The 21,277-nt window shown below is 71.3% G+C and carries 22 protein-coding genes; 8 read left to right on the forward strand and 14 right to left on the reverse strand.

Annotation, left to right across the window (positions count from 1 at the left end):
• Nucleotides 1-20: 20 nt before the first annotated feature.
• Nucleotides 21-380, reverse strand: a complete 360-nt coding sequence (locus ABCU91_RS12495) for a hypothetical protein (protein WP_413353933.1) — start codon at nt 378-380, stop codon at nt 21-23.
• Nucleotides 381-548: 168 nt separating this feature from the next.
• Nucleotides 549-833 (reverse strand): hypothetical protein, encoded by a 285-nt coding sequence (locus ABCU91_RS12500; RefSeq protein WP_400365299.1) that lies wholly within the window; start codon nt 831-833, stop codon nt 549-551.
• A gap of 116 nt (nt 834-949) precedes the next feature.
• Here ABCU91_RS12500 and ABCU91_RS12505 point away from each other — a divergent pair, with 116 nt between their 5' ends.
• Together ABCU91_RS12505 and ABCU91_RS12510 are read left to right on the forward strand one after the other, a co-directional pair.
• Nucleotides 950-1,546: a hypothetical protein gene (locus tag ABCU91_RS12505; RefSeq protein WP_413353934.1), complete on the forward strand. Its 597-nt coding sequence runs from the start codon at nt 950-952 to the stop codon at nt 1,544-1,546.
• Nucleotides 1,547-1,644: 98 nt separating this feature from the next.
• A complete protein-coding gene (locus ABCU91_RS12510; protein WP_413353935.1) occupies nt 1,645-3,069 on the forward strand; it encodes a PepSY-associated TM helix domain-containing protein in 1,425 nt (474 codons plus the stop codon).
• Nucleotides 3,070-3,122: 53 nt separating this feature from the next.
• Here the strand turns inward: ABCU91_RS12510 and ykgO are convergent, their stop codons facing one another.
• The gene (gene ykgO / locus ABCU91_RS12515; RefSeq protein ID WP_036311902.1) at nt 3,123-3,245 is read right to left on the reverse strand and encodes a type B 50S ribosomal protein L36; all 123 of its coding nucleotides are present in this window, start codon (nt 3,243-3,245) and stop codon (nt 3,123-3,125) included.
• 66 nt (nt 3,246-3,311) lie between these two features.
• Here ykgO and ABCU91_RS12520 point away from each other — a divergent pair, with 66 nt between their 5' ends.
• Nucleotides 3,312-4,346: a GTP-binding protein gene (locus ABCU91_RS12520; RefSeq protein ID WP_413353936.1), complete on the forward strand. Its 1,035-nt coding sequence runs from the start codon at nt 3,312-3,314 to the stop codon at nt 4,344-4,346.
• A 22-nt stretch (nt 4,347-4,368) separates the two neighbouring features.
• Here the strand turns inward: ABCU91_RS12520 and ABCU91_RS12525 are convergent, their stop codons facing one another.
• The 4 genes from ABCU91_RS12525 to ABCU91_RS12540 all read right to left on the reverse strand — a co-directional run bounded on the left by ABCU91_RS12525 (nt 4,369) and on the right by ABCU91_RS12540 (nt 11,102).
• Nucleotides 4,369-8,004 (reverse strand): error-prone DNA polymerase, encoded by a 3,636-nt coding sequence (locus ABCU91_RS12525; RefSeq protein ID WP_413353938.1) that lies wholly within the window; start codon nt 8,002-8,004, stop codon nt 4,369-4,371.
• Complete coding sequence (locus ABCU91_RS12530) at nt 8,004-9,587, reverse strand: DNA polymerase Y family protein (RefSeq protein ID WP_413353940.1); 1,584 nt, start codon at nt 9,585-9,587, stop codon at nt 8,004-8,006. Before ABCU91_RS12530 ends, ABCU91_RS12525 begins: the two co-directional genes overlap by 1 nt.
• Nucleotides 9,587-10,273 (reverse strand): hypothetical protein, encoded by a 687-nt coding sequence (locus ABCU91_RS12535; RefSeq protein WP_413355408.1) that lies wholly within the window; start codon nt 10,271-10,273, stop codon nt 9,587-9,589. The genes ABCU91_RS12530 and ABCU91_RS12535 overlap by 1 nt, the downstream gene beginning before the upstream one ends.
• A 133-nt stretch (nt 10,274-10,406) precedes the next feature.
• Nucleotides 10,407-11,102, reverse strand: coding sequence for a helix-turn-helix domain-containing protein (locus ABCU91_RS12540; protein ID WP_413353942.1), 696 nt, complete (start codon nt 11,100-11,102; stop codon nt 10,407-10,409).
• A gap of 156 nt (nt 11,103-11,258) precedes the next feature.
• Here ABCU91_RS12540 and cynS point away from each other — a divergent pair, with 156 nt between their 5' ends.
• Nucleotides 11,259-11,729: a cyanase gene (gene cynS, locus ABCU91_RS12545; RefSeq protein ID WP_413353944.1), complete on the forward strand. Its 471-nt coding sequence runs from the start codon at nt 11,259-11,261 to the stop codon at nt 11,727-11,729.
• Here the strand turns inward: cynS and ABCU91_RS12550 are convergent, their stop codons facing one another.
• Both ABCU91_RS12550 and ABCU91_RS12555 read right to left on the reverse strand, forming a co-directional pair.
• Entirely contained in the window at nt 11,730-12,287 is a 558-nt protein-coding gene (locus ABCU91_RS12550; protein WP_413353946.1) for a TetR/AcrR family transcriptional regulator, read from the reverse strand.
• On the reverse strand, nt 12,271-12,870 hold the full coding sequence (locus ABCU91_RS12555) for a sugar O-acetyltransferase (protein ID WP_413353947.1): 600 nt from the start codon (nt 12,868-12,870) through the stop codon (nt 12,271-12,273). The genes ABCU91_RS12550 and ABCU91_RS12555 overlap by 17 nt, the downstream gene beginning before the upstream one ends.
• 53 nt (nt 12,871-12,923) lie before the next feature.
• Here ABCU91_RS12555 and ABCU91_RS12560 point away from each other — a divergent pair, with 53 nt between their 5' ends.
• The gene (locus tag ABCU91_RS12560; RefSeq protein ID WP_413353948.1) at nt 12,924-14,132 is read left to right on the forward strand and encodes an MFS transporter; all 1,209 of its coding nucleotides are present in this window, start codon (nt 12,924-12,926) and stop codon (nt 14,130-14,132) included.
• 24 nt (nt 14,133-14,156) lie between these two features.
• On the opposite strand, the gene ABCU91_RS12565 is transcribed toward ABCU91_RS12560, so the two are convergent.
• From ABCU91_RS12565 to ABCU91_RS12575, 3 genes are all read right to left on the reverse strand, one after another.
• Nucleotides 14,157-14,654: an HNH endonuclease gene (locus ABCU91_RS12565; RefSeq protein WP_413353949.1), complete on the reverse strand. Its 498-nt coding sequence runs from the start codon at nt 14,652-14,654 to the stop codon at nt 14,157-14,159.
• Between the two features lie 305 nt (nt 14,655-14,959).
• The gene (locus ABCU91_RS12570; RefSeq protein WP_413353950.1) at nt 14,960-15,688 is read right to left on the reverse strand and encodes a M23 family metallopeptidase; all 729 of its coding nucleotides are present in this window, start codon (nt 15,686-15,688) and stop codon (nt 14,960-14,962) included.
• Between the two features lie 361 nt (nt 15,689-16,049).
• On the reverse strand, nt 16,050-16,754 hold the full coding sequence (locus tag ABCU91_RS12575) for a metal-dependent transcriptional regulator (RefSeq protein WP_091355375.1): 705 nt from the start codon (nt 16,752-16,754) through the stop codon (nt 16,050-16,052).
• Between the two features lie 108 nt (nt 16,755-16,862).
• On the opposite strand from ABCU91_RS12575, the gene serC reads away from it, so the two are divergent.
• The gene (gene serC, locus ABCU91_RS12580; RefSeq protein ID WP_406923749.1) at nt 16,863-17,981 is read left to right on the forward strand and encodes a phosphoserine transaminase; all 1,119 of its coding nucleotides are present in this window, start codon (nt 16,863-16,865) and stop codon (nt 17,979-17,981) included.
• Nucleotides 17,982-18,052: 71 nt separating this feature from the next.
• Here serC and ABCU91_RS12585 read toward each other — a convergent pair whose 3' ends face one another.
• Together ABCU91_RS12585 and ABCU91_RS12590 are read right to left on the reverse strand one after the other, a co-directional pair.
• Nucleotides 18,053-18,805, reverse strand: a complete 753-nt coding sequence (locus tag ABCU91_RS12585; RefSeq protein ID WP_413353951.1) for a DUF3027 domain-containing protein — start codon at nt 18,803-18,805, stop codon at nt 18,053-18,055.
• Entirely contained in the window at nt 18,798-19,181 is a 384-nt protein-coding gene (locus ABCU91_RS12590; protein WP_065570028.1) for a cold-shock protein, read from the reverse strand. Before ABCU91_RS12590 ends, ABCU91_RS12585 begins: the two co-directional genes overlap by 8 nt.
• Before the next feature lie 105 nt (nt 19,182-19,286).
• On the opposite strand from ABCU91_RS12590, the gene ABCU91_RS12595 reads away from it, so the two are divergent.
• Both ABCU91_RS12595 and ABCU91_RS12600 read left to right on the forward strand, forming a co-directional pair.
• Nucleotides 19,287-19,565 (forward strand): multidrug ABC transporter ATPase, encoded by a 279-nt coding sequence (locus ABCU91_RS12595; RefSeq protein ID WP_307461936.1) that lies wholly within the window; start codon nt 19,287-19,289, stop codon nt 19,563-19,565.
• A 1-nt stretch (nt 19,566) separates the two neighbouring features.
• Complete coding sequence (locus tag ABCU91_RS12600; RefSeq protein ID WP_413353952.1) at nt 19,567-21,273, forward strand: helicase-associated domain-containing protein; 1,707 nt, start codon at nt 19,567-19,569, stop codon at nt 21,271-21,273.
• Nucleotides 21,274-21,277 lie beyond the last annotated feature (4 nt).

The raw sequence follows: 21,277 nt of genomic DNA on the forward strand, positions 1-21,277 counted from the left end.
GTGGGCGGCACGCGGGCGCCTCAGAACGACGCGCCGATGCGCTTCCGCAGCTTCTGGAGGTTGGTCGACTCGGGGATGGTCCACTCCGCGGCTCCGCCGTCGAACTCGATGCGGACGACCTGAGCCCGCTGGTCGATGTCGTCGAGGTATGAGATCCGCAACGGCTGGGGCGCGATGGCGACACCCGTGAGAGTCACGTCGTTGATGATGATCGTGCGATGGTCGACGGCTGCTTCCCCGCCCACGTCCTCGAGCTGCGACAGACCCTCGATCTCACCTCGGGTGAGCCGGATGCGGCCGTGCACGTATCGCGGGCCACGCCGAGCCTCGCCGACGGCTACGAGCGCTCCACCGAGCGCGTCCAGGAGGTCAGCCAGCATGCGTCGATCCTCGCACGCGGTCGGCAGGTGGCCCCGGCATCCCGCGCCGAGTCACCAGCCAGCTGCCGAGTCACCATCGAGATGCGTGCCTCCGAGTGGTGATTCGGCACGTCGGTGGTGATTCGGCGCTGGGCGATCCGCCCGCGTCGCGCTCGCGCCCGGGCCACCTCAGGCCATGCGCTCGACGCGCTGCTTCGCCTTCTCGGGACGCATCAGCGCCCGCACCGACGCGGCGATGCACAGCCCCGACAGGACCAGCACGGCGACGGCCCCGATCAGCATCAGCACACCGAGGACGACGACCGGCATCGGGTTCGTGATGAACAGCACCCCGAGGATCGCGAAGCCCGCCGCGACGACCAGGAACACGAGGCTCATGAAGATCGCGACGAACGCGCCCGAGCCCATCTGCTTACGCTGGACCGCTTCGTTCCGCTGCGCATAGTTCGTCATGATGCCCTCCGACCGGTGAAAGTCCCCTCACGGTAATCGCGCGGACCGGGTTCTCCCCAGGGCTTGCGCAGCGACGCCGACCTCGCAAGGACCCCGGGCCCTGTCACAATGGACGCGTGCGCCCGTCCCGAGTCTCCCGCGTCCTCCGCGGCGCACTCGCGGCATCCGTCGCCACTTGGGCGGCACTGCTCTCGCACGTCGCCGGCGGCGGGCAGATGCCCGGTTGGCTCGGCATCGTCGTCCCCCTCGCGCTCTCGCTCTTCGTCTGCACGGCGCTCGCGGGCCGCCGCCTGTCGCTCCCCCGCCTGGCCCTCGCCGTCACCGGCAGCCAGCTCCTCTTCCACACCCTCTTCGTGATCGGCACGATCAGCCCGTCGGGCCTGCCGCACCACCACGGGACGATGCCGATGACGGATGCCGGGGGCACCGCCGCCGCGATCTGCGCCGATCCGCTCATGTGGGCCATGCACGGCCTCGCCGCCCTCCTCACCGTCGCGCTGCTGCACCGCGGCGAGCGCGCGGCATTGCGCCTGCTGGCCCTCGCTGCCGAGATCGCCCGCTGGGTGCGCCGCCGCATCCTCACCGCCGTTCTCGTTCTCGGCGCCGTCGACCGTCCGGCCCCCGCACCGGCGTCGACCGACGTCCCCGTCCTGCGCTCGATCGCCCGCCGCGTCACCGCCGGCCGCGGTCCGCCGCGCGCGCTCACGATCTGACGCGCGCCGCTTCTCCGCTCTCGACGAGGGATGCCGCGGCGCGCCGCGCCGTCGCATCGGCGCGCCCTTCTGCTGCTCCCTCTCTCTCGAAAGCGATCATGACCGCTACGCTCACCACCCCGCCTGCCACCGCTCGACCTCCCCGACGACCGGGCTGGTTCGGCGCCTTCCTCGTACGCCTGCACTTCTACGCCGGCATCCTCGTCGGACCGTTCATCCTCGTCGCCGCGCTCAGCGGCGCCCTCTACGCCCTGTCACCGACGATCGAGCAGGCCGTGTACGCGCGACAGCTGCACGCGCCGGTCACGGACACGCAGCTCAGCCTCGGCGAGCAGGTCGAGGTCGCCGAGGCGCACGTCGGCGACGCCGCGACGCTGTCGGCCGTCCGTCCCGCTCCCGAGCCCGGCGACACGACGCGCGTCATGTTCGCGCAGGACGGTCTCGGCGAGAGCGAGTCGCGCGCCGTGTTCGTCGATCCCGGCACCGGCGAGATCCGCGGCGACGAGACCGTCTACGGGACGAGCGGGTCGCTGCCGCTGCGCACCGCGATCAGCAACATGCACCGGAGTCTCGGGCTCGGCGACCCCGGCCGCCTGTACAGCGAGCTCGCGGCATCCTGGCTCGGCATCGTCGTCGTGGCCGGCGTCATCATGTGGGTGTTCCGCATCCGCACGGCGCGGACGAAGAAGGACTTCGTCCGGCCCGCCCGGAAATACACCGGCTACCGGCGCTTCTTCAGCTGGCACACCTCGGTCGGCATCTGGATCGCGCTCGGCGCGGTGTTCCTCTCGGCGACCGGCATCACGTGGTCGACCTACGGCGGACAGAACGTCACGAACCTGCGCGCCGCCCTCGACTGGACCACACCCGCCGTCTCGACGAGCCTCGGCGGAGCCGCCGGCGGCGGGGACGAGCACGCGGGGCACGGTGCGGCATCCGCTGCTCTCACCGTCGACCCGAGCACGTTCGACGACGTGCTCGCGGCGGCCCGGAAGGTCAACATCGACACCAACCTGGTGCAGATCACGCCGCCCGCCGCGGCCGATCAGGCGTGGAAGGTGCAGGAGATCGACCGCGGCTTCCCCGGACACCTCGACGCCGTCGCGATCGACGGCGCGACGCTGCAGCCCGTCGACCGCGTCGACTTCGCCGGCTTCTCGCTGCCGGCCAAGCTCGCATCATGGGGCGTCTCGATCCATATGGGGACGATGTTCGGCCTCGCGAACCAGATCGTGATGTTCCTGCTCGCCGTCGCGATCGGCGGGATGGTCGTCCTCGGCTACGTCATGTGGGTGAAGCGCCGTCCCACCAAGACCGCACGGGTCGGGATGCCGCCCCGCCGCGGCGTGCTCGACGGTGCACCCTGGTGGGGTGTCACGGCCGTCGTCGCGGGTGGTGTGTTGATCGGCCTCGCGCTCCCGCTGGTGGGTTGGACCCTCGCCGCGTTCGTCGTGGTGGATGTGATCGTCGACGCCGTGCAGCGGCGGCGCGCCGCGACCCGCGGGAGCGGCACGCCGGCCTGACCCCCGGCGGCCGCCGCACCCTCCTCCCGCGCGCGCGCGCCCCGCCGAGAGCGTCAGCCCTGACGGCCCTTGAACCGCGGGTTGAGCTTGTTGATGACGAAAACGCGGCCGCGACGACGGACGACCTGGGCGCCGGGCTGATTCTTCAGGGACTTCAGGGACGCTCGGACCTTCATGACACACTCCTAATTGAGAACGGTTATCATCAAGGCTACACACGCCGCGATGGAATGAGGTGTCGGATGACGGAGACGGACGTGGTCGCCGTGATGGGAGCATGCGGTCCGGAGCGGGCGCGTTACGCGGCCCAGTTGAGTCGCGCGACGTCGAGACCGCTCCTCGCGGCATCCCGACTCGCCCTGCAGGACCCGGCGTCGAGCGCTGCAGCGTTCCTCCCATGGCTCGACGTCGGGAGTGGTGTCGTCGCGGAGTTCCCGTCCGACGCCTCGATCCTCGACGTCATCGGGACACTCGCGGAGCGCGGCAGCGGGGTGCGCCTGCGCGGCGTCGTGTGCGTCGTCGATGCGCCGCATCTGCTCGACGACCTCCGATGCGAGACCTACGCGGGATCTGCCGAGGTCGACGAGAGCGGGATGCCGCGCACCCGCTACACGGCTCACGCGCTGCTCACGGTGCAACAGCTCGAGTACGCCTCGACGATCGTGCTCGTGAACTGGTCGGGACTGTCGACTCCGGACCTTTCGATCACGATGGCGCTGGTCAGCCACCTCGCCCCGTCGGCGCGACTGCGCCTGCATCAGCCGGCCGTCGACCTGCTGCCCACCGCACCGATCCCGATCCGCTCCCACCAGGACGCGCCCGGCTGGGTGCAGCTGCTGAACGGAGAGTTCGCGCCGCACATGACCGACCCTCGGATCAGCGCGCTGCGATACGAGAACGTGCGCCCGCTGCATCCCGGACGCCTGCAGGCCCTGCTCGATGAGCGGATCGAGAGCGGGGAGTTCGGCTCCGTCATCCGTTCGGCGGGCTTCTGCCGCTTCGCGACCCGCTCGAACATCGTCGCGCAGTGGGACCACGTCGGTTCGATGATCGCCTTCTCGCCCGTCCAAGTGGACGACGGGATGCCGGAGGCCGAGGGGCTCCTGGCCGTCGGCGAGGACATCGCGATCACCGGACTGGATCTGCACCACCGCGCGCTGCGCGCTGCCCTGGACGAGACGGCGCTGACCGACGACGAGCTCGCGGCAGGACCCTCGGCATGGGCGGCCTTCGAGGATCCGTTCCCCATGTGGCAGGTCACCCGCAGCGGCGACTGAAGCTGGGGTGGCGACGGGCAGGTCACTGGAAGTCCCTCGACCGGTGCGTCACCCCCACCCGCAGATCCTCGAATCCGTCGGCGACGAGGTTCGTCACGCCCTCCGGAGACCGCTCGAGCATGCCGCGAGCGATGAGCGCCGGGCTGTCGCGCAGGATGCGGCGGTACCTGTTCCACACCCCGACCGAGCAGATCACGTTCATGACGCCGTGCTCGTCCTCGAGGTTGAGGAACGTGATCCCGGATGCCGTCGCCGGCCGCTGCCGGTGCGTCACCAGACCCGCGACCTCGATGCGCCGACCGACCTCGTGCTCGCGCATGCCGCGCGAGGTGATCACCCCCCGCGCATCGAGCTGCGATCGGTAGTGCGTCAGCGGATGGTCGTCGGCCGACACCCCCGTCGCCCACAGATCCGCGGCGAGCACGTCGTAGCTCGACTGATCGGGGAACAGCGGCGGCTGCACCGACACGAGCGAGCCCTCGAGGAACTCCTGCCGGTCCTGCGCGGCATCCCCCGCCAGCCAGATGCCCTCGCGCCGCGTGATCCCGAGGCTCTCGAACGCGCCCGCCGTCGACATCGCCTCGAGCTGCGCCGCCGTCGCGCCGGTGCGCCGCACGAGGTCACGCAGGTCCCGGTACGGACCGGATGCCTCCCGCTCCGCCACGATCCTCGTCGCCAGCGGCACTCCGATGCCCGTAATCGACGCGAGCCCCAGCCGCACCGCGAAGTTCCCGTCGCGCCGATGCGCCGCAGACTCGTCCGGCAGCGACCGGTCGAACTCCGGCACGGGCGGCTGGATGCGGTCGGCGCACGAGTCCCGGCCCGTCGGCGGGCGACGGTGCGCGGTGCCGGAGGCATCGCTTGAACCGGGAGCCCCGGCATCCCGGCCTTCCAGCGGAGATCTGCGCTCCCGAGGAGAAATCCCGCCCGACACGTCCTCGCGAAGGCCGATCCCCGCGGCAGCGCCGTGCGCGGCCCCGGCATCCACTCCCACCGAGAACCGAGGAGATGACGCTTCCCGAGGAGCGACACCCCGGAAACCCTCCTCGGGACCCGTCATCTCCTCCCGAACCGACACCGCCACCGGCTCGAGCCCCGCGTCCACCCCCGAGGCATGCAGGTCCGGCCGGCGCACCTCGACCCCGTGCCGCCGCGCGTCGGCGGTCAGGGTCGCGGGCGAGTAGAAGCCCATGGGCTGCGCGCGCAGCAGCGCCGCGAGGAACGCTGCCGGGTAGTGCAGCTTCAGCCACGACGACGCGTACACGAGCAGCCCGAACGACAGCGAGTGACTCTCGGCGAAGCCGAAGTTCGCGAACGCCTGGATCTTGACGTAGATGTCGTCAGCCGCCTTGCCGGTCAGACCGTTGCGCGCCATCCCCTCGTACAGCTTCTTCTTCAGCGAATCGATCCGCTCGATGCCGCGCTTCGAGCCCATCGCGCGGCGCAGCAGGTCGGCATCCTCTCCCGACAGATCGCCGATCGCCATGCCCATCTGCATGAGCTGCTCCTGGAACACCGGGATGCCGAGCGTCCGCTCCAGCACCGGCTTGAGCTTCGGGTGCGCATACGTGATCGGCTCATCACCGAGCTTGCGCCGCACGAACGGGTGCACCGCGCCGCCCTGGATCGGCCCCGGCCGGATGAGGGCGATCTCGACCACGAGGTCGTAGAACTTCCGCGGCTGCAGGCGCGGCAGCAGTCCCATCTGCGCGCGGGACTCGACCTGGAACACCCCGATCGAATCGGCGCGGCACAGCATGTCGTAGACCGCGGCCTCCTCCTTGGGCATCGCGTCGAGGGACCACTGCTCCCCCGTCGCCGCCGCGATCATGTCGAAGCAGTACTGCAGGGCGGCGAGCATCCCGAGCCCGAGCAGGTCGAACTTCACGAGCCCCATCCACGCGGCGTCGTCCTTGTCCCACTGGATGACGGTGCGGTTCTCCATGCGCGCGTGCTCGATCGGCACGACCTCGCCGACCGGCCGATCGGTCAGCACCATTCCGCCGGAGTGGATGCCGAGGTGTCGAGGCGCTTTCAGCAGCTCACCCGCGTAGGCGACCACCCGCTCGGGGATGTCGTGGTCGGGCGGAGTGTCGAGCGACGCGCCCCACCGCTCGACCTGCTTCGACCAGGCATCCTGCTGCCCCGGCGAGTGCCCGAGCGCCTTCGCCATGTCGCGGATCGCGTTCTTCGGCCGGTATTGGATGACGTTCGCGACCTGCGCCGCGCGCTCGCGCCCGTAGGTCTCGTAGACCCACTGGATGATCTCCTCGCGCCGGTCCGAGTCGAAGTCGACGTCGATGTCGGGCTCCTCGTCGCGGAGGGCCGACAGGAACCGCTCGAACGGCAGGTCGTAGAAGATCGAGTCGATCGCCGTGATGTCGAGCAGGTAGCAGACGGCACTGTTCGCGGCGGATCCGCGCCCCTGGCAGAGGATGCCGCGGCGCCGCGCCTCTTGCACGATGCCGTGCACGATGAGGAAGTAGCCCGGGAAGTCTTTCTGCTCGATGACCCCCAGCTCCTTCTCGATGCGTGCCCGGTTCGCGTCGGTGGCATCCGGATACTTGCGGGGCACCGCCTCCCACACCAGGTGCCGCAGCCACGTCATCGGCGTGTGCCCCTCGGGCACCTGCATCTTCGGCAGCGCGGGCTTCGCGCGCCGCAGCGGGAACGCGAGCGCGTCGGCGAGCTCGACCGTGCGCTCGATCGCCCCCGGGTACCGCCGGAACCGGCGAGCCATCTCGGCGCCCGAACGCAGGTGGGCGCTCGCGTGCGACGGCAGCCAGCCGTCGAGCTCGTCGAGCCCGCGGTTCGCCCGCACCGCCGCGACCGCCGCCGCGAGGTGCACCTTCTCGGGCACGGCGTAGTGCACGTTGTTCGTCGCGACCACCGGGAGCCCGCGCTCGGTGGCGAGCGCGGCGAGCACGTCGTTGTCACGCGAGTCGCTGGGCGCCCCCTGGTCGATGAGCTCGACGTCGACCCGCTCGGGCCCGAAGAGGTCGACGAGCCGGTCGAGCTCGTACGCCGCGGCGGCCGGACCGTCGGCGGCGAGCGCCTGCCGGACGGCGCCCTTGCGGCATCCGGTCAGCACCTGCCAGTGCCCGCCGGCCCGGTCGGCGAGGTCGTGCAGGTCGTAGACCGGTCGCCCCTTCTCACCGCCCGACAGCTGCGCGTGCGTGATCGCGGCGGCGAGCCGGTGGTACCCCTCCTCGCCGCGCGCGAGCACGAGCAGGTGCCGGCCGTGCGGATCGGGCTCGCCGCTCTGCGGGCCGGGCAGCCCCAGCGACAGCTCCGCCCCGAAGACGGTCTGCAGCTGCAGGTGCTCGGCCGCCTCGGCGAATCGGACGATGCCGTAGAACCCGTCGTGGTCGGTGATCGCGAGGGCGTGAAGGCCCAGCCGCTCCGCCTCTTCGACGAGGTCCTCGGGCGAGGACGCCCCGTCGAGGAACGAGAACGACGAGTGCGCGTGCAGCTCGGCGTACGGCACGGCGTCGGTCGGCCGCTCGATCTCGGGCGTGCGGTACGTCCCCCGCTTGTGCGACCACGCCGGACTGTCGCCGCCGTCGGTACCCGCCGGAGCCCCCTCGGGTCGCCGGCGGTCGCTGAGGATCCGTTCCATCTCCGACCACGAGACCGACGGATTGTTGCCCCAGCCCATCAGTCGTACCTGCCCTCGGCGTGCCAGACGCCCTCTTCGCAGACCAGCAGCCAGGCCGTCTGCGCCTCGTCGACGATCTGGAACCGGTGCGCGCGACGGGCACGGGCGGCATCCCACCCCCGCTCCATGACGGGCCACGGTCCTGCCCACGAGTCGATGCGACGCGGATGCCGGGGCTTCCGCGCCCCCGACGCATCGGGCGCTCCCGGCAGGATCAGTGCGATCGGCTCGGCCGTCAGCTCACCGCGTCCGTCGACGGCGACCATGTCGTCGTCGCGGTCGATGACGGCGACCGGCACCGGCTCAGGGAACACAGTCGCCGGCAGCGGGTCGGGCAGGCTCCCCGGCCATGGCCGCGCCCGCTCGGCGATCACGGCACGATCGCCCCACGGCACGAGCACCTGCCGCTCGGCGAGCCAGCGCCCGCCGCCGACCTGCGGCGTGACGACGCCGGTGTGCCCGAGCATCGCCTGCACGCGCGAGAGCGCCGAGTGCACGCGCTCTTCGGGCCCCGAGCCGAACAGCCCCGTCACGTGATGGGATGCCGCGTCCACCTTCTCAGGCGCGATCCGCACCTTCGCGACCGCGCTCCGGAGCCCCCGCTCGGCGAGCTGCCAGCGCACCCGGTCGACGACGGCTGCAGCGTCGAACGCGCCCGGATGCAGCCACACCCGCTCGCTGTGGTCGCCGCGGTCGCCCGTCAGCGCGACGCGCAGCTCGGTGCAGACGAGGTCGACGGCGCCGAGCCCTGAGATGAACTGCTCCGCCGCGAGTCGGATGCCGAACGCCACCTGGTCGGCGATCTCGAGCGGCGGCTCGAAGCTCACCTCACGCTCGAGTTCGGGCGGCGGCGTGCGCGGTTGCACCGGCTGCGAGTCGAGCCCCGACGCGAGCGCGTGCAGCCGCGCCCCGCGGGGACCGAGTCGTTCGACGAGCCGGGCAGGCGGCAGGGCGGCGAGCTGACCGAGGGTGTGGATGCCGAGGCGCGCGAACAGGCTCGCAACCGCCTCGTCTTCGAGCGCCGTCACCGGCAGGGGCGAGAGGAACGCGGCCGCCGCACCCGGCGGCACGATCCGCATCGGCGCGTCCGGGCCGGTGGTGCGGGCGGCCTGCTCCGCCGTGAACGGACCGTCGCCCACTCCCGCACGCACGTCGTGCAGGCCGAGCTCGGCGAGCGCGCCGGTGAGCGCCGTCGCAGCTCCCGCCTCGCCGCCGTAGAACCGGGCCGGTCCCTTCACCCGCAGCGCGCACAGTCCCGGCTCACGCAGCTGCACGCCGGGGGCGATCTCCTCGAGCCGGGCGATGAGCGGCGCGAACGTGCGATGGTCGCGCGCCTCGTCGGCGTCGACGACCTGCAGCTGCGGGCACCGCGCCTGCGCGTCGCGGCGCCGCATCCCCCGCCGCACCCCGTCGGCGCGCGCGGCCGGGGAGGTCGCGGCGACCATCCCCTTCGCAAAGACGGCGATGGGCCCCTCGGCCTCGGCGAGCCCCTCGCGGGCGAGCGCGACGACCGGCCAGTCCGGCACCCACACGACGAGGCTGCGGACCGGCTCGGTGCCGGTGTCGACGAGCGCGGGATCCATCAGCTCACCGCCCGCATCGGCAGGTCGACCACGGGGGCGACGGGCTGCTCGCGCACCGCGATCGCCCCGTCGGGAGCGGGCAGCAGCATCCGCGACGACCGCGGTACCGGAAAGCGCCGGCTCGACACCGTCACGGTCAGCTCCCGATCCGACAGCACACCGTAGCCGTCGCCGAGGCCCGACCAGCGGGCATCCGTCACATCGATCATCGCCTCGGTCTGCGGCCACGGCCCCTGCACGAGCAGCACCACGCCGCGCTCGCGCATGCGCGCCGCGAGCCGCGAGACCTCGGCATCCTTCGCTCGCGACGGTGGACGCACCGCGACGACCGGCAGCACGTCCGCGATCGTCGCGGTGACCGCGAGCCAGCGCGGCCCCGGCTCGGGGATCAGTACGAGGTGCGACAGGTCGACGCCCGCCTTCTCGGCCGCCTCGGCGCCGAACCCCGGCATCCCCACCACCCCGCACCAGCTGCCCGTCTGCGACGGCTGCGCCAGCAGACCGAACAGCAGCGACATCGAACCGCCGATCGCGTACGACGATCCGGGGCGCAGTCCCCCGCCCGGCAGCAGCTCAGCCAGGGCAGGATGGGTGGGAAGAGGCGGCGCATCGAGCTTGCGCCCCTGGATCTGCGCCATCTGCGCGCGCAGCCGCTGCACCTCTTGGGCAGTAGCGGTGTTGCGCACGATGGATCTCACCTCGACATGGTAGAAGCTTTGTTCGAGTGACTCAAGCGGTCGAGTTCGAAGATACACACGGGTTCCGACATCGGGCCCTGCGCCGGCTCTCCCACCATGCCGAACGAGCGGATGGCTTCCCTCAGCCCGCCGCGCGCGCGACCACCCCGGGCGCCACACCGAACCGGCGCCGGAACGCCCGCGCGAAGGTGCCCGGGTCGCGGAAGCCCGCGGCGTACCCGGCGGCGGCCACCGGCATCCCGTCGCGCAGCAGCACCTCCGCAGACGCCAGCCGCTGCTCGCGGATGAGCGCGGCGGGACTCTCCCCCGCCCGCCCCAGCACGGCCTGCACGGTGCGCACCGACACGTGGGCGTCGCGCGCGAGCACGTCGACGCCGAACTCCGGGTCGCGGTGACGCGCGGCGATCTGCGCACGCAGAGCGGATGCCGTGGGCACACCCCTCGCGACCGGCACACCCGGCTGCGCGGCGAACGACAGCAGCCGGTGCTCCGGCAGCGGCAGCTCGGCCACCCGCCAGGCGACGTCGACCGGCCGGCCCGCGCTCGTGACGAAGACCTCGAACCCGTGCGGATCGCCGCCGTGCGCGGACGCATGGACGATCGGGCATTCGTGCGCGGGATAGGCGGAACCGTCGGGGCGGCAGGCGTGCAGCGCCTCGTGACTGGGCTCGCCGACGAGTCCACGGGCGTCGGCGTAGCCGAGCAGGTGGCCCGCGGCGGCGTTCAGGTGGGCGACGGTCCCACCGGGTCCGATGACCCACAGCGGCTGAGGCACGGCATCCACCACCGCGTGCATCCACTCCTCCACCGCCGCCATGCGCCCACGCTAGAGACCCCGCTTTGCCCCGCCGCGTCGCGCGCGTTTCGACCGTGTCACACGTGCGCGGAACGCCGGCATCCGTGCGCGTTCTTCCTGTCCGGCCACCCGCCGCGACTGGTCCGATGAGACGAACCCCGACGAGAGGACGTCCCGATGGCACTCCCCCAGATCATCAGCAAGCAGACCGCCGGCGCACTGATCGACGAGGCACGACGCACGAGCGGCCTCTCGTGGGACGCCGTCAGCGAGCTCATCGGCCGTCCGCCGGTGTGGACCGCCGCCGCCGTCCTCGGCATGCACGCGCTGTCCGACGTCGAAGCCGCCCGTCTCGGCGACGCCCTGGGCCTCGACGAGCAGATCGTCCACGCCCTCACGCGTCAGCCGAACCGTGCGGGCGAGGCCGACCTGTCGAGCGATCCCACGATCTACCGCTTCCACGAGCTCGTGCAGGTCTACGGCCCCGCGCTGAAGGCGCTCATCCACGACCGGTTCGGCGACGGCATCATGAGCGCCATCAACTGCAGCATCTCGCTCGACCGTGTCCCGCACCCCGACGGCGACCGCGTCGTCATCACGATCGACGGCAAGTTCCTGCCGTACGCGTGGGTCGAATCCGGCAGCTGATCAGCCGGTCACCCGGCGCACCGCGTCGGCGGCCGTCCCGACCGGCGGCGCCTCGATGTCGAGGGCGCGGTGGATCGTCAGCCCCTCGATGAGGGCGTCCAGGATGCGGGCGGTCGCCGCGTCGAAGTGCGCCTCGAGCGCCGCCCGACTCCGAGCCATCCACGCGTTCGTCAGCGACCGGAAGCCGGGATCGTGCGCGGCGAGCGTGTAGAGCTCGTGCGTGAGGACGAGCTCGCCGCGGTCGGCCAGTACGTCGAACTCGATGAGCTCGACGACGGCCGTCACCGCGGCATCCCTCGTCTGCGCCTCGGCCATGCGGGCGACGAACCTGTTGCTGACGGTCTCACTGAAGCGGGTGAACGCCTCGCGCAGAAGAGCATCCATCGTCGCGAAGTGATAGGTCACCGACCCGAGCGGCACGTCCGCGGCGGCGGCGATGCGTCTCGCGGACGCTCCCGCAACGCCGGATTCCGCGATCACGTCGAGGCACGCGTTGACGATGCGGTCGCGGCGCTCGGGATCCGACCGTCGCGGCCGGGGATCAGCCGCGGTCGTCATCGCCGATCTCACGGATCACGCGGGCGGGGTTGCCGACCGCGACGACGTTCGCCGGGATATCGCGCGTCACGACCGATCCCGCCCCGATCACGGAGTTGTCGCCGATCGTCACGCCCGGGCACACGATGACGCCGCCGCCGAGCCACACGTTGTCACCGAGCGTGATCGGCTTCGCCGCCTCGAGCTTGTCGCGTCGCGGCTGCGGGGCGATCGGGTGCGTCGGAGTGAGCAGCTGCACATTCGGACCGAGCTGGCAGTCCTCCCCGATCACGATCGGGGCGACGTCGAGCGCGGTCAGGTTGTAGTTGATGAAGGTCCGCGCACCGACGTGGATGTTCTCGCCGTAGTCGACGAACAGCGGCGGCTTGATCTCGACGTCCGGCCCGAGGGTGCCGACGAGGTCGCTCAGGATGCCACGGGCCCCCTCTTCTCCGGCGATGACCGCGCGGTGATAGGCGTCGCTGAGCACCACGGCCTTGCGCGCGATGCGAGCACTCTCGGGGTCGTCGGCGATGTACAGCTCGCCCGCCAGCATCCGTTCGCGATTCGTGCGCGCATCTCCGGCGAAGTAGTCGGTAGACATGTGCCCTCCATTCCTTGCGTACGATCGTACACAAGGAGTGTACGATCGTACGCATGCCCACCGTCGTCCCTCCCGAGGTCCGCCGCGCTCGCCTCGCGGTCTCCGCCCTGTTCCTCACGAACGGCGCCCTCTTCGCGAACATCGTCCCTCGGCTGCCGGAGATCAAAGAGACGCTCGGCGTCGACACCGCCGTCTACGGTCTGCTGCTCGCGGCGTGGCCGCTCGGCTCGTTCATCCTCGGGCTCCTCGCGGCGCCCCTGATGCGCCGGTTCGGCTCCGCCCCGGTCGCCGCCGTCGGCACCGTCCTCATCGCGATCGCCCTGCTGTCTGCGGGCTTCGCGCCCACCGCGATCCTGTTCGCGATCCCGATGTTCCTCGGTGGCGCGCTCGACGCCATCGTCGACGTCGGACAGAACACCCATGGCCTCGAGGTGCAGCGCCGATTCGGCCGCTCCATCATCAACTCCCTCCACGCGATCTGGTCCGTCGGCGCCGTCCTCGGCGGCGCGATGGCGGCCGGCGCCATCGCGCTGGGCGTCCCCGTGCCCGTGCACCTCGCGATCGCCGGCGTGGTGTTCTCGGCATCCGCCCTCATCGCGTGGCGATTCTGCCTGCCGCGCACCGGCGAGCGGTCGCTCGACGACACCGCCGGCGCGGCGCCCGTCGTCCCGGCGGTGCGGCCCGGCATCCGCACGGTCGCGCTGCTCGCGGCGCTCGTCGTCATCGCGATCGCAGGCGCCATGGTCGAGGACCTCGGCAGCTCGTGGTCGACGCTGTACCTCTCCGACTCCCTCGGTGCGATCGGTGCGATCGCCGCGACGGGCTACATCGCCCTCATCGGCGCGCAGTTCGTCGGACGGATCCTCGGCGATCGCTTCACCGACCGCTTCGGCTCCGTGGCCGTCGCGCGGGCAGGCGGCATCCTGATCGCGCTCGGCCTCGGTCTCGCGCTCGCCTTCCCGACCATCCCCGGCACGATCATCGGGCTCGCGGCCGCCGGCTTCGGGTCGGCGACGATCGTGCCCGCGGCGATGCACGCCGCGGACGAGATGCCGGGCCTGCGTGCAGGGTCGGGACTCACGTTCGTCGCCTGGCTCATGCGCCTCGGCTTCCTCTTCGCACCACCCGCCGTCGGCCTGCTCGCCGAGCAGACCGACCTGCGGACCGCGCTGATCGTCTACCCGATCGCGGGCGCGTTCGTCGTGCTGCTCGCGTTCACCCTGCGCCCGCGCCGCGTGGCGCACGAGGGCGCAACGGCCTGACGCCGCGCGGGGCGGCCCGCACCGCTACGCCGCGAGCGCCAGGTACGGCTCCCATGCGGGGTCCGCGCGCTCAGCGCCGCGCACACGCCAGCCGGCGCCGCGGGGCGGTTGCGGCATCCATCGCAGCTCCCAGTGCATCTCCTGCGGCGTGCGGTCACCCTTCAGGTTGTTGCAGCGCAGGCATGCGGCGACCAGGTTCTCCCACGAATCAGCGCCTCCGCGGGACCGCGGAAGCACGTGATCGATCGTCGTCGCACCCTTGCCGCAGTACGCGCACCGGTTCCCGTCGCGACGGAGCACTCCCCGCCGCGTGACCGGGACCCGGCGCGACGCGGGGATCCGCACGTACCGGGTCAGCACGATGACGGCCGGCCGATCGTATACGTCGCGAGTGCCCCAGACGGGATCCTCGTCGACACGCTCGATGATGGTCGCCTTCTCCATCATGACGAGCACCAGGGCTCGTTTGAAGGAGATGACGGCCAGGGGTTCGTAGCCTGCATTCAGCACCAGAGTGCGCATAGGGGTGTCCTCTCGAACGGCCGAGACGGCTTCAGCGGCCTTCCGTGTCGTCGACGCGGTGCGGGTCGAGAGGGGTGCGGGTACGAAAAAGGCGCCGTCATGAAGACAGCGCCTTTTTCGCACGACCGACGTCGTGGCAATCGTGCACACGATGCCGCAGCACATGCCGACCTAGCGCATTCCGGTTGCGAATGCGGGGTTGGATGTCCATGCGGCTCCCCTCGGCTCGAACGAGCGTCGGGGTCAGGGTATTACACCCCGGGATGCCTCAGGGCGAACAACAGCAGAACAGCAGCTGTGTGTCGTCAGCCGGCGTTGGCCTGCAGCCACGACTCCGCGTTGGTGTATCCGTTGTTGATGCGGATCTCCAGGTGGAGGTGGGTGCCGAACGCGCGTCCGGTGTCGCCGACCTGGCCGATCAGCTGGCCGGCGGAGACCGTGTCGCCCACCTGGACGCGGCGCGTGCCCCAGTCCATGTGCGCGTACAGCGAGGTGACCCGCACGCCGCCGATGTTGTGGGCGATCTTCACGTACACGCCCCAGCCCGGTCCGGATTCGGACGAGGCGACGACGGTGCCGTCGGCGACGGAGTAGATCGGCTCACCGCGGCCGACCATGTAGTCGGTTCCCTTGTGGCCGGCGTAAGGGGTGCCGAAGTTGTCGAAGCGCGCGAGCGGACGGCGGACCGTGCCCGAGCCGGGCGACACGAGCGGCACGGAGTTCGAGAAGCTCGAGGACGTCGACGCCTTCGACGACGAGGAGGCCGACGCGAGTCGGGCTGCGAGAGCGGCCTTCGCCGCCTTCTCAGCGGCTTCCTTCGCCTTGGCCTTCTGGATCTCCTCGGGCGTCGTGGCGGAGTAACCGCCGCGCTCGAGGGTCTCGGGGCTCCCCTCCGAGGCGACGACGAGCGACTGCGCGTCGTCCGCGGAGGCTTGCTGCAGGGTCTGAGCCTCGGCGACGTCGCCGCGGTCGGCCGCAGCGAAGGCGGGGATGGCCACGGTGGCGACCATGCCGGCAACGGCGGCGACGGTCACGAAACTGCGGACGGGGTGAGGGCGGGATGCCGTCGAACGGGTGGCGGGCGCCTTCGCGGCGAACCGTCTGCTCAGACGACCTTTTCGGGTGGCCGTCGATGCCTCAGAAATCTCGTTCGACGGGTGGAACTCTTCAGCCAAGCTGTCCTCCAGCGCCTCCGCATCCGGGGGGTCTGGATGCTGGCTCGTCGGCACTCCATGTCGGGCACGGATGTAGGGGGCACTTCGCGAATGACGAGCCGGGAAGGCAACTCGCGGAGCGGTCCGAGGCGGGCTTCTCGCCGGTGGACCATCCGAGGCTACCGGAAGGTAACGAATAAGTCACGCTCTCGCCCTTGCGGAAGGGCGATGGGACGACCCGTCAGATCTCGCGGGCGTCCACGACGAAGATGTGCGAAGCGACCTCCACAGGCAGCTCGAGCGCCTCGTCGACGTCGTCCATCTCGACCAGGACGTAGCCCTCGTTGAACCGGAACGACCCGGTGCGCCCCGGCACGACGCCGGCGTCTCGCAACTGCGTGAGGAGTTCCGGATCGACCTGCATGGGCTCCGCGAGCCGGCGGATGCTGCCCGTCACGGGGCCGCCGGCGTCGTTGAGCCGACGCACGAGACCGACGACTCCGTTGTCGAACGCGTTGGCGGGGACATCGCCCAGCTGATCGAGCCCGGGGATCGGATTGCCGTACGGCGATTCGGTCGGGTGGTCGAGCAGCTCGATGAGACGACGCTCGACGAGCTCGCTCATGACGTGTTCCCAGCGACAGGCCTCTTCGTGCACGTACGCCCAGTCGAGACCGATGACGTCCGACAGCAGGCGCTCGGCGAGGCGGTGCTTGCGCATGACGTCGACCGCCTTCTGGCGCCCCGGGTCGGTGAGCTCGAGCGTGCGATCCTCCGACACGACGACGAGGCCGTCGCGCTCCATGCGCCCGATGGTCTGCGACACCGTCGGGCCGGAGTGCCCGAGACGCTCCGAGATGCGGGCGCGCAGGGGCGTGATGCCCTCTTCCTCGAGCTCGAGGATGGTGCGCAGGTACATCTCGGTGGTGTCGATGAGGTCGGTCATCAAAGCCCTTTTCGCGCGGGAGACAATGCTTTCCCAGCCTATCCGGCATCCGGTCGCGGGGCGTCATGCGACCGGAACCGCCGAGGCCCGCGCCCTAGACTTCTCGGCATGGCGACTGTGACCCTCCCCCGCGAGTTCCTGCCCGTCGACGGACGCTTCGGATGCGGCCCGTCCAAGGTCCGTGCCGAGCAGCTCGAAGCGCTCGTCACCCAGGGGGCGTCGCTGTTCGGCACCTCCCACCGCCAGGCACCGGTCAAGGACCTCGTCGCCCGCACCCGCACCGGGCTCGCCGACCTGTTCCGCCTTCCCGAGGGGTACGAGATCATCCTCGGCAACGGCGGTTCGACCGCCTTCTGGGATGCCGCGGCCTTCGGCCTGATCGAGAAGCGCGCGCAGAACCTCGTGTTCGGCGAGTTCGGCGGCAAGTTCGCCGCGGCCGCCGCCGCACCCTGGCTCGAGGCGCCCGACGTGCGCCGCGCCGAGCCCGGCACGAGCGCGACGCCCGAGGCCGTCGAGGGCGTCGACGTCTACGCCTGGGCGCACAACGAGACCTCCACGGGTGTCGCGACCGCGATCACGCGCGTCCACGGCGACGCCGGCGCCCTCACCGTGATCGACGCCACGAGCGCCGCCGGCGGCATAGACATCGACATCGCCGAGGCCGATGTCTACTACTTCGCGCCGCAGAAGAACCTCGGCTCCGACGGCGGTCTCTGGTATGCCGCGGTGTCGCCGGCCGCCATCGAGCGGATCGAGCGGGTCGCGGCATCCGGCCGGTACATCCCCGAGTTCCTGAGCCTGAAGAACGCGCTCGACAACTCGCGCCTGCAGCAGACCCTCAACACGCCGGCCGTCGCGACGCTGCAACTGCTCGACACCCAGCTGCAGTGGATCAATGACAACGGCGGGCTCGCCTGGGCCGGTGCCCGGACGGCGGAGTCCTCCGGCGCTCTGTACGAGTGGGCGGATGCCGCGTCCTTCGCGACGCCGTTCGTCGCCGACCCCGCCGACCGCTCCCCCGTCGTCGTCACGATCGACTTCGACGACTCGGTCGATGCGGCCGCCGTCGCGAAAAGCCTGCGCGCGAACGGCATCGTCGACACCGAGCCGTACCGCAAGCTCGGCCGCAACCAGCTGCGCGTCGCGACCTTCGTCTCGATCGAGCCCGACGACGTGCGTCAGCTCATCAAGGCCATCGACTACACGGTCGAGCACCTCGCCGACTGACCCCGCACGACGAACGCGGCCCCGAGGAGTGATCCCCGGGGCCGCGTTCGTGTGAGAGCGGATGCCGCGCGTCAGTACTCGCGCAGCGACTCACCGTCGTCGTCGGACTCATCGTCCGCGTCGTCGGACTCTTCGCCGTCCGACTCCTCGTCATCCGCAGTCTGATCGAGCTCGTCGATGTCGACGCCGTCCACGTCGCCCGCATGCAGGATCGGCGATCCGTCGCTGTCGAAGTCGCTCGCGTCGAGGTCCTCGGCGTCGTCCTCGTCCGCGTCGTCATCGTCCGCGTCGTCGTCGGATTCGTCCTCGTCGCTTGCCGCCTGAGCGGCCTGATACTCAGCGAGTCGTTCCGCCCACGGCAGCCATTCGGGCGCGAGCAGCGCGCCGTCGCCGGGCAGGAGTTCCACTTCGAGCACGGTGGGCTCGGACCCCTCGACGACCGCGACGCTGACGGTCCAGAACCAGCCCGGATACCCGGCCATCCGGTTCGAGAAGCGGAGCGAGACGACACCACCGTCTTCGATGAGATACCCGGCGGCTTCGCCGACGGTCGCTTCGGGAGTCACCTCGAGGAGCGCGGCGCGCGCGAGGTCGTAGGCCTCGAACAACCGCGGGTCGGTCGGAGCGGACTCCGATTCCGCCGGCTCGGACGATTCGCCGATGACGTCGGTCTCGACGTCCTCGGCAGTTTCGGCAACCTCGGCGGTGTCGGCGGTCTCGGCCACCTCAGCGGCGTCGTCGGCCTCGGCGGCATCCGTCGGCGCTGCAGACGCGGCGGCCTCGACGGGCTCCGCAGACTCGACGTCCTCCGGGGACTCAGGCATCGAGGTCATCAGCGACCTTGCGGAGCACAGCGGCTACCTTCTTGCCGTGCGCGCCGCTCGGGTACCGGCCGTGGCGGAGGTCCCCGCCGATGCCGTCGAGCAGTTTGACGAGGTCCTCGATGATGACCGCCATGTCGTCGGCGGGCTTGCGATTGCGCTTGCTGAGGCTGACGGGAGCGTCGAGCACCCGAACGGCGAGCGCCTGCAGCCCGCGGCGGCCGTCGGCGACGCCGAACTCCAGGCGCGTGCCGGGCTTCATCGTGGTGGTCCCGGCGGGGAGCGCGGTCGCGTGCAGGAAGACGTCCTGACCGTCGTCGCCGGTGATGAAGCCGAATCCCTTCGCCTCGTCGTAGAACCTGACCTTGCCGGTGGGCATGTGTCGAACCTCGCTGCTCGGCCCGCGTGCGGGCATGGAAAAGTGGGACCGTCTCAGCCCCGACCACCAGACTACGACACCGCGGCGAGCCGCTACTCTGATCGGATGAGCACTCCGCCCCCGGCCGGCGACCTTCCCTTTCGACGCATCGACCGCATCCTGGCGTTCATGTCCTTGGGTCTTCTGGTGCTCTCGGTCGTCTGCTTCTTCGCGATCATCATCGCCTCCGGCCCCGTCGGGCTGAAGCAGGAGGACTTCGCTACCGGCGCCTGGCCCGTGGTGAGCCTCATCGTCTACGTCGCACCGCCGGTGGCCTTCGCGCTGCTGCTCGCATTGCTGATCATGACGTTCGTGCGAAGGGGACGGGCCAACAAGGGCCGTTGACGTGACCGCCTCCGACGCTCGTGCCCTCGCGACCCGGCTCGCGACACTCGATCCGGATGCCCTGGCCGCCCTGCTCGATGCACGGCACGTCGCTCCCCATACGTCCTGGACGGACTTCTTCGACGCGGCCGACGGACTGCTCGACCCTGCCCAGCTGCACCGCGCCCTCGCCGAGGTCTCGGACGTCGAGGCGGCCGCGCTGCGCGACGCCCTCGAGACCGGGACGCCGGTGGACGCGACGCTGCGCAAAGCCCTCGCCGCACGCGCGCTGACGGACGAAGACGGAACCCCCTATGACGCGGTGGCCGCAGCCCTCGCATCAGCGGCGACCGTCGACGCCGCACCGGTGATCACGGGAACGGATGAATCGGATGCCGCGAGCGCCGAGCGAGCGTTCGACGCCGCCGCCTCGCTCGCCGACATCCTCCACTCCGCCACGCGCACTCCGCTCGCGCGGATCGGCTCCGGCGCCCTCAGCGCCGGCGACCGCCGTCGCCTCGTCGATGCCGGTGCAGCCGCGAGCCCCGACGACGCCGACATCCTCGTCGGGATCGCCGAAGAGGCGGGACTCCTCGCGGGCTCGGAACGCAGCTGGACGGTCACCGACGCCGGGTCGACGTGGCTCGGCACCCGCACGGTCGAGCGCTGGCTCGAGGTCGCCGGGCACCTGCGCGACCGGCTGCCCTCCGCCCTGCGCTCCGCCGCGGGAGGGTGGCGTCCGCTGACGGAGTGGCCGGGGGCGTACCCCTTCGACCCTGCCTGGCCGGACCGGGTCCGGCGCCTGGTCGCGATGCTCGTGCACTGGGCCGTGCTCGCCCCCGATGGGAGGCCGCCCACGTGGGCCGCGGGACTCGCAGTCGGGACGCATGCCGACGCCGACGCGCTCCGCGCCCTGCTCCCCCACGAGGTCGACAAGGTCTACCTCCAGAACGACCTGACGGCCATCGCCCCCGGCCCTCTCGAGCCTCGCCTCGATCTGCGCCTGCGCACCACCGCGCGCCGGGAGTCGCGTGCCCAGGCTGCCACCTACCGGTTCACCGCCGAGACGATCGGCGCCGCCTTCGCCGCCGGCGAGACCGCGGCATCCCTCACCGGATTTCTCACCGAACTGTCCCTCACCGGCGTCCCGCAGCCGCTCGCGTATGAGATCGAGCGCGCCGCGACCCGCCACGGCACCCTGCGCGTCGGCCCCGACCGGCAGGGCTACACGCGACTGTCGGGTCAACGCGACCTGCTCGAGGCGATCAACGTCGACCAGGCTCTGCGCCCCCTCGGACTCGTCGCCGACGGAGAGGACCTCGTGACCCGCACGAGCGTCGACACCACGTTCTGGATGCTCGCCGACGCCCGGTATCCGGTTCTCGCGGTGGATGCCGACGGCGCGCCCCGATCTCCCGGCCGCCACGACATCGCCGAGAGCGCGGCACCCGAGACCTCGGCATCCGAACGCTACCGTCCACTGATCGAGACGCTGCGGGCCAGTCTGTCCGACGACGCGGATGCCGCCTGGCTCGAACGAGAGCTCGAGCAGGCGGTCCGCACCCGCGCGACGATCGACATCACGATCCGGATGCCCGACGGCTCCACCCGCGACGTGACCCTCGAAGCCGCCGGACTCGGCGGCGGTCGCCTGCGCGGACGCGACCGCGCGGCCGACGTCGAACGGACCCTGCCGTTGTCGAGCATCGTGAGCGTCCGGCCGGTGTAGGCGC

The organism is Microbacterium phoenicis, assembly GCF_047302325.1.
Lineage (GTDB): Bacteria > Actinomycetota > Actinomycetes > Actinomycetales > Microbacteriaceae > Microbacterium.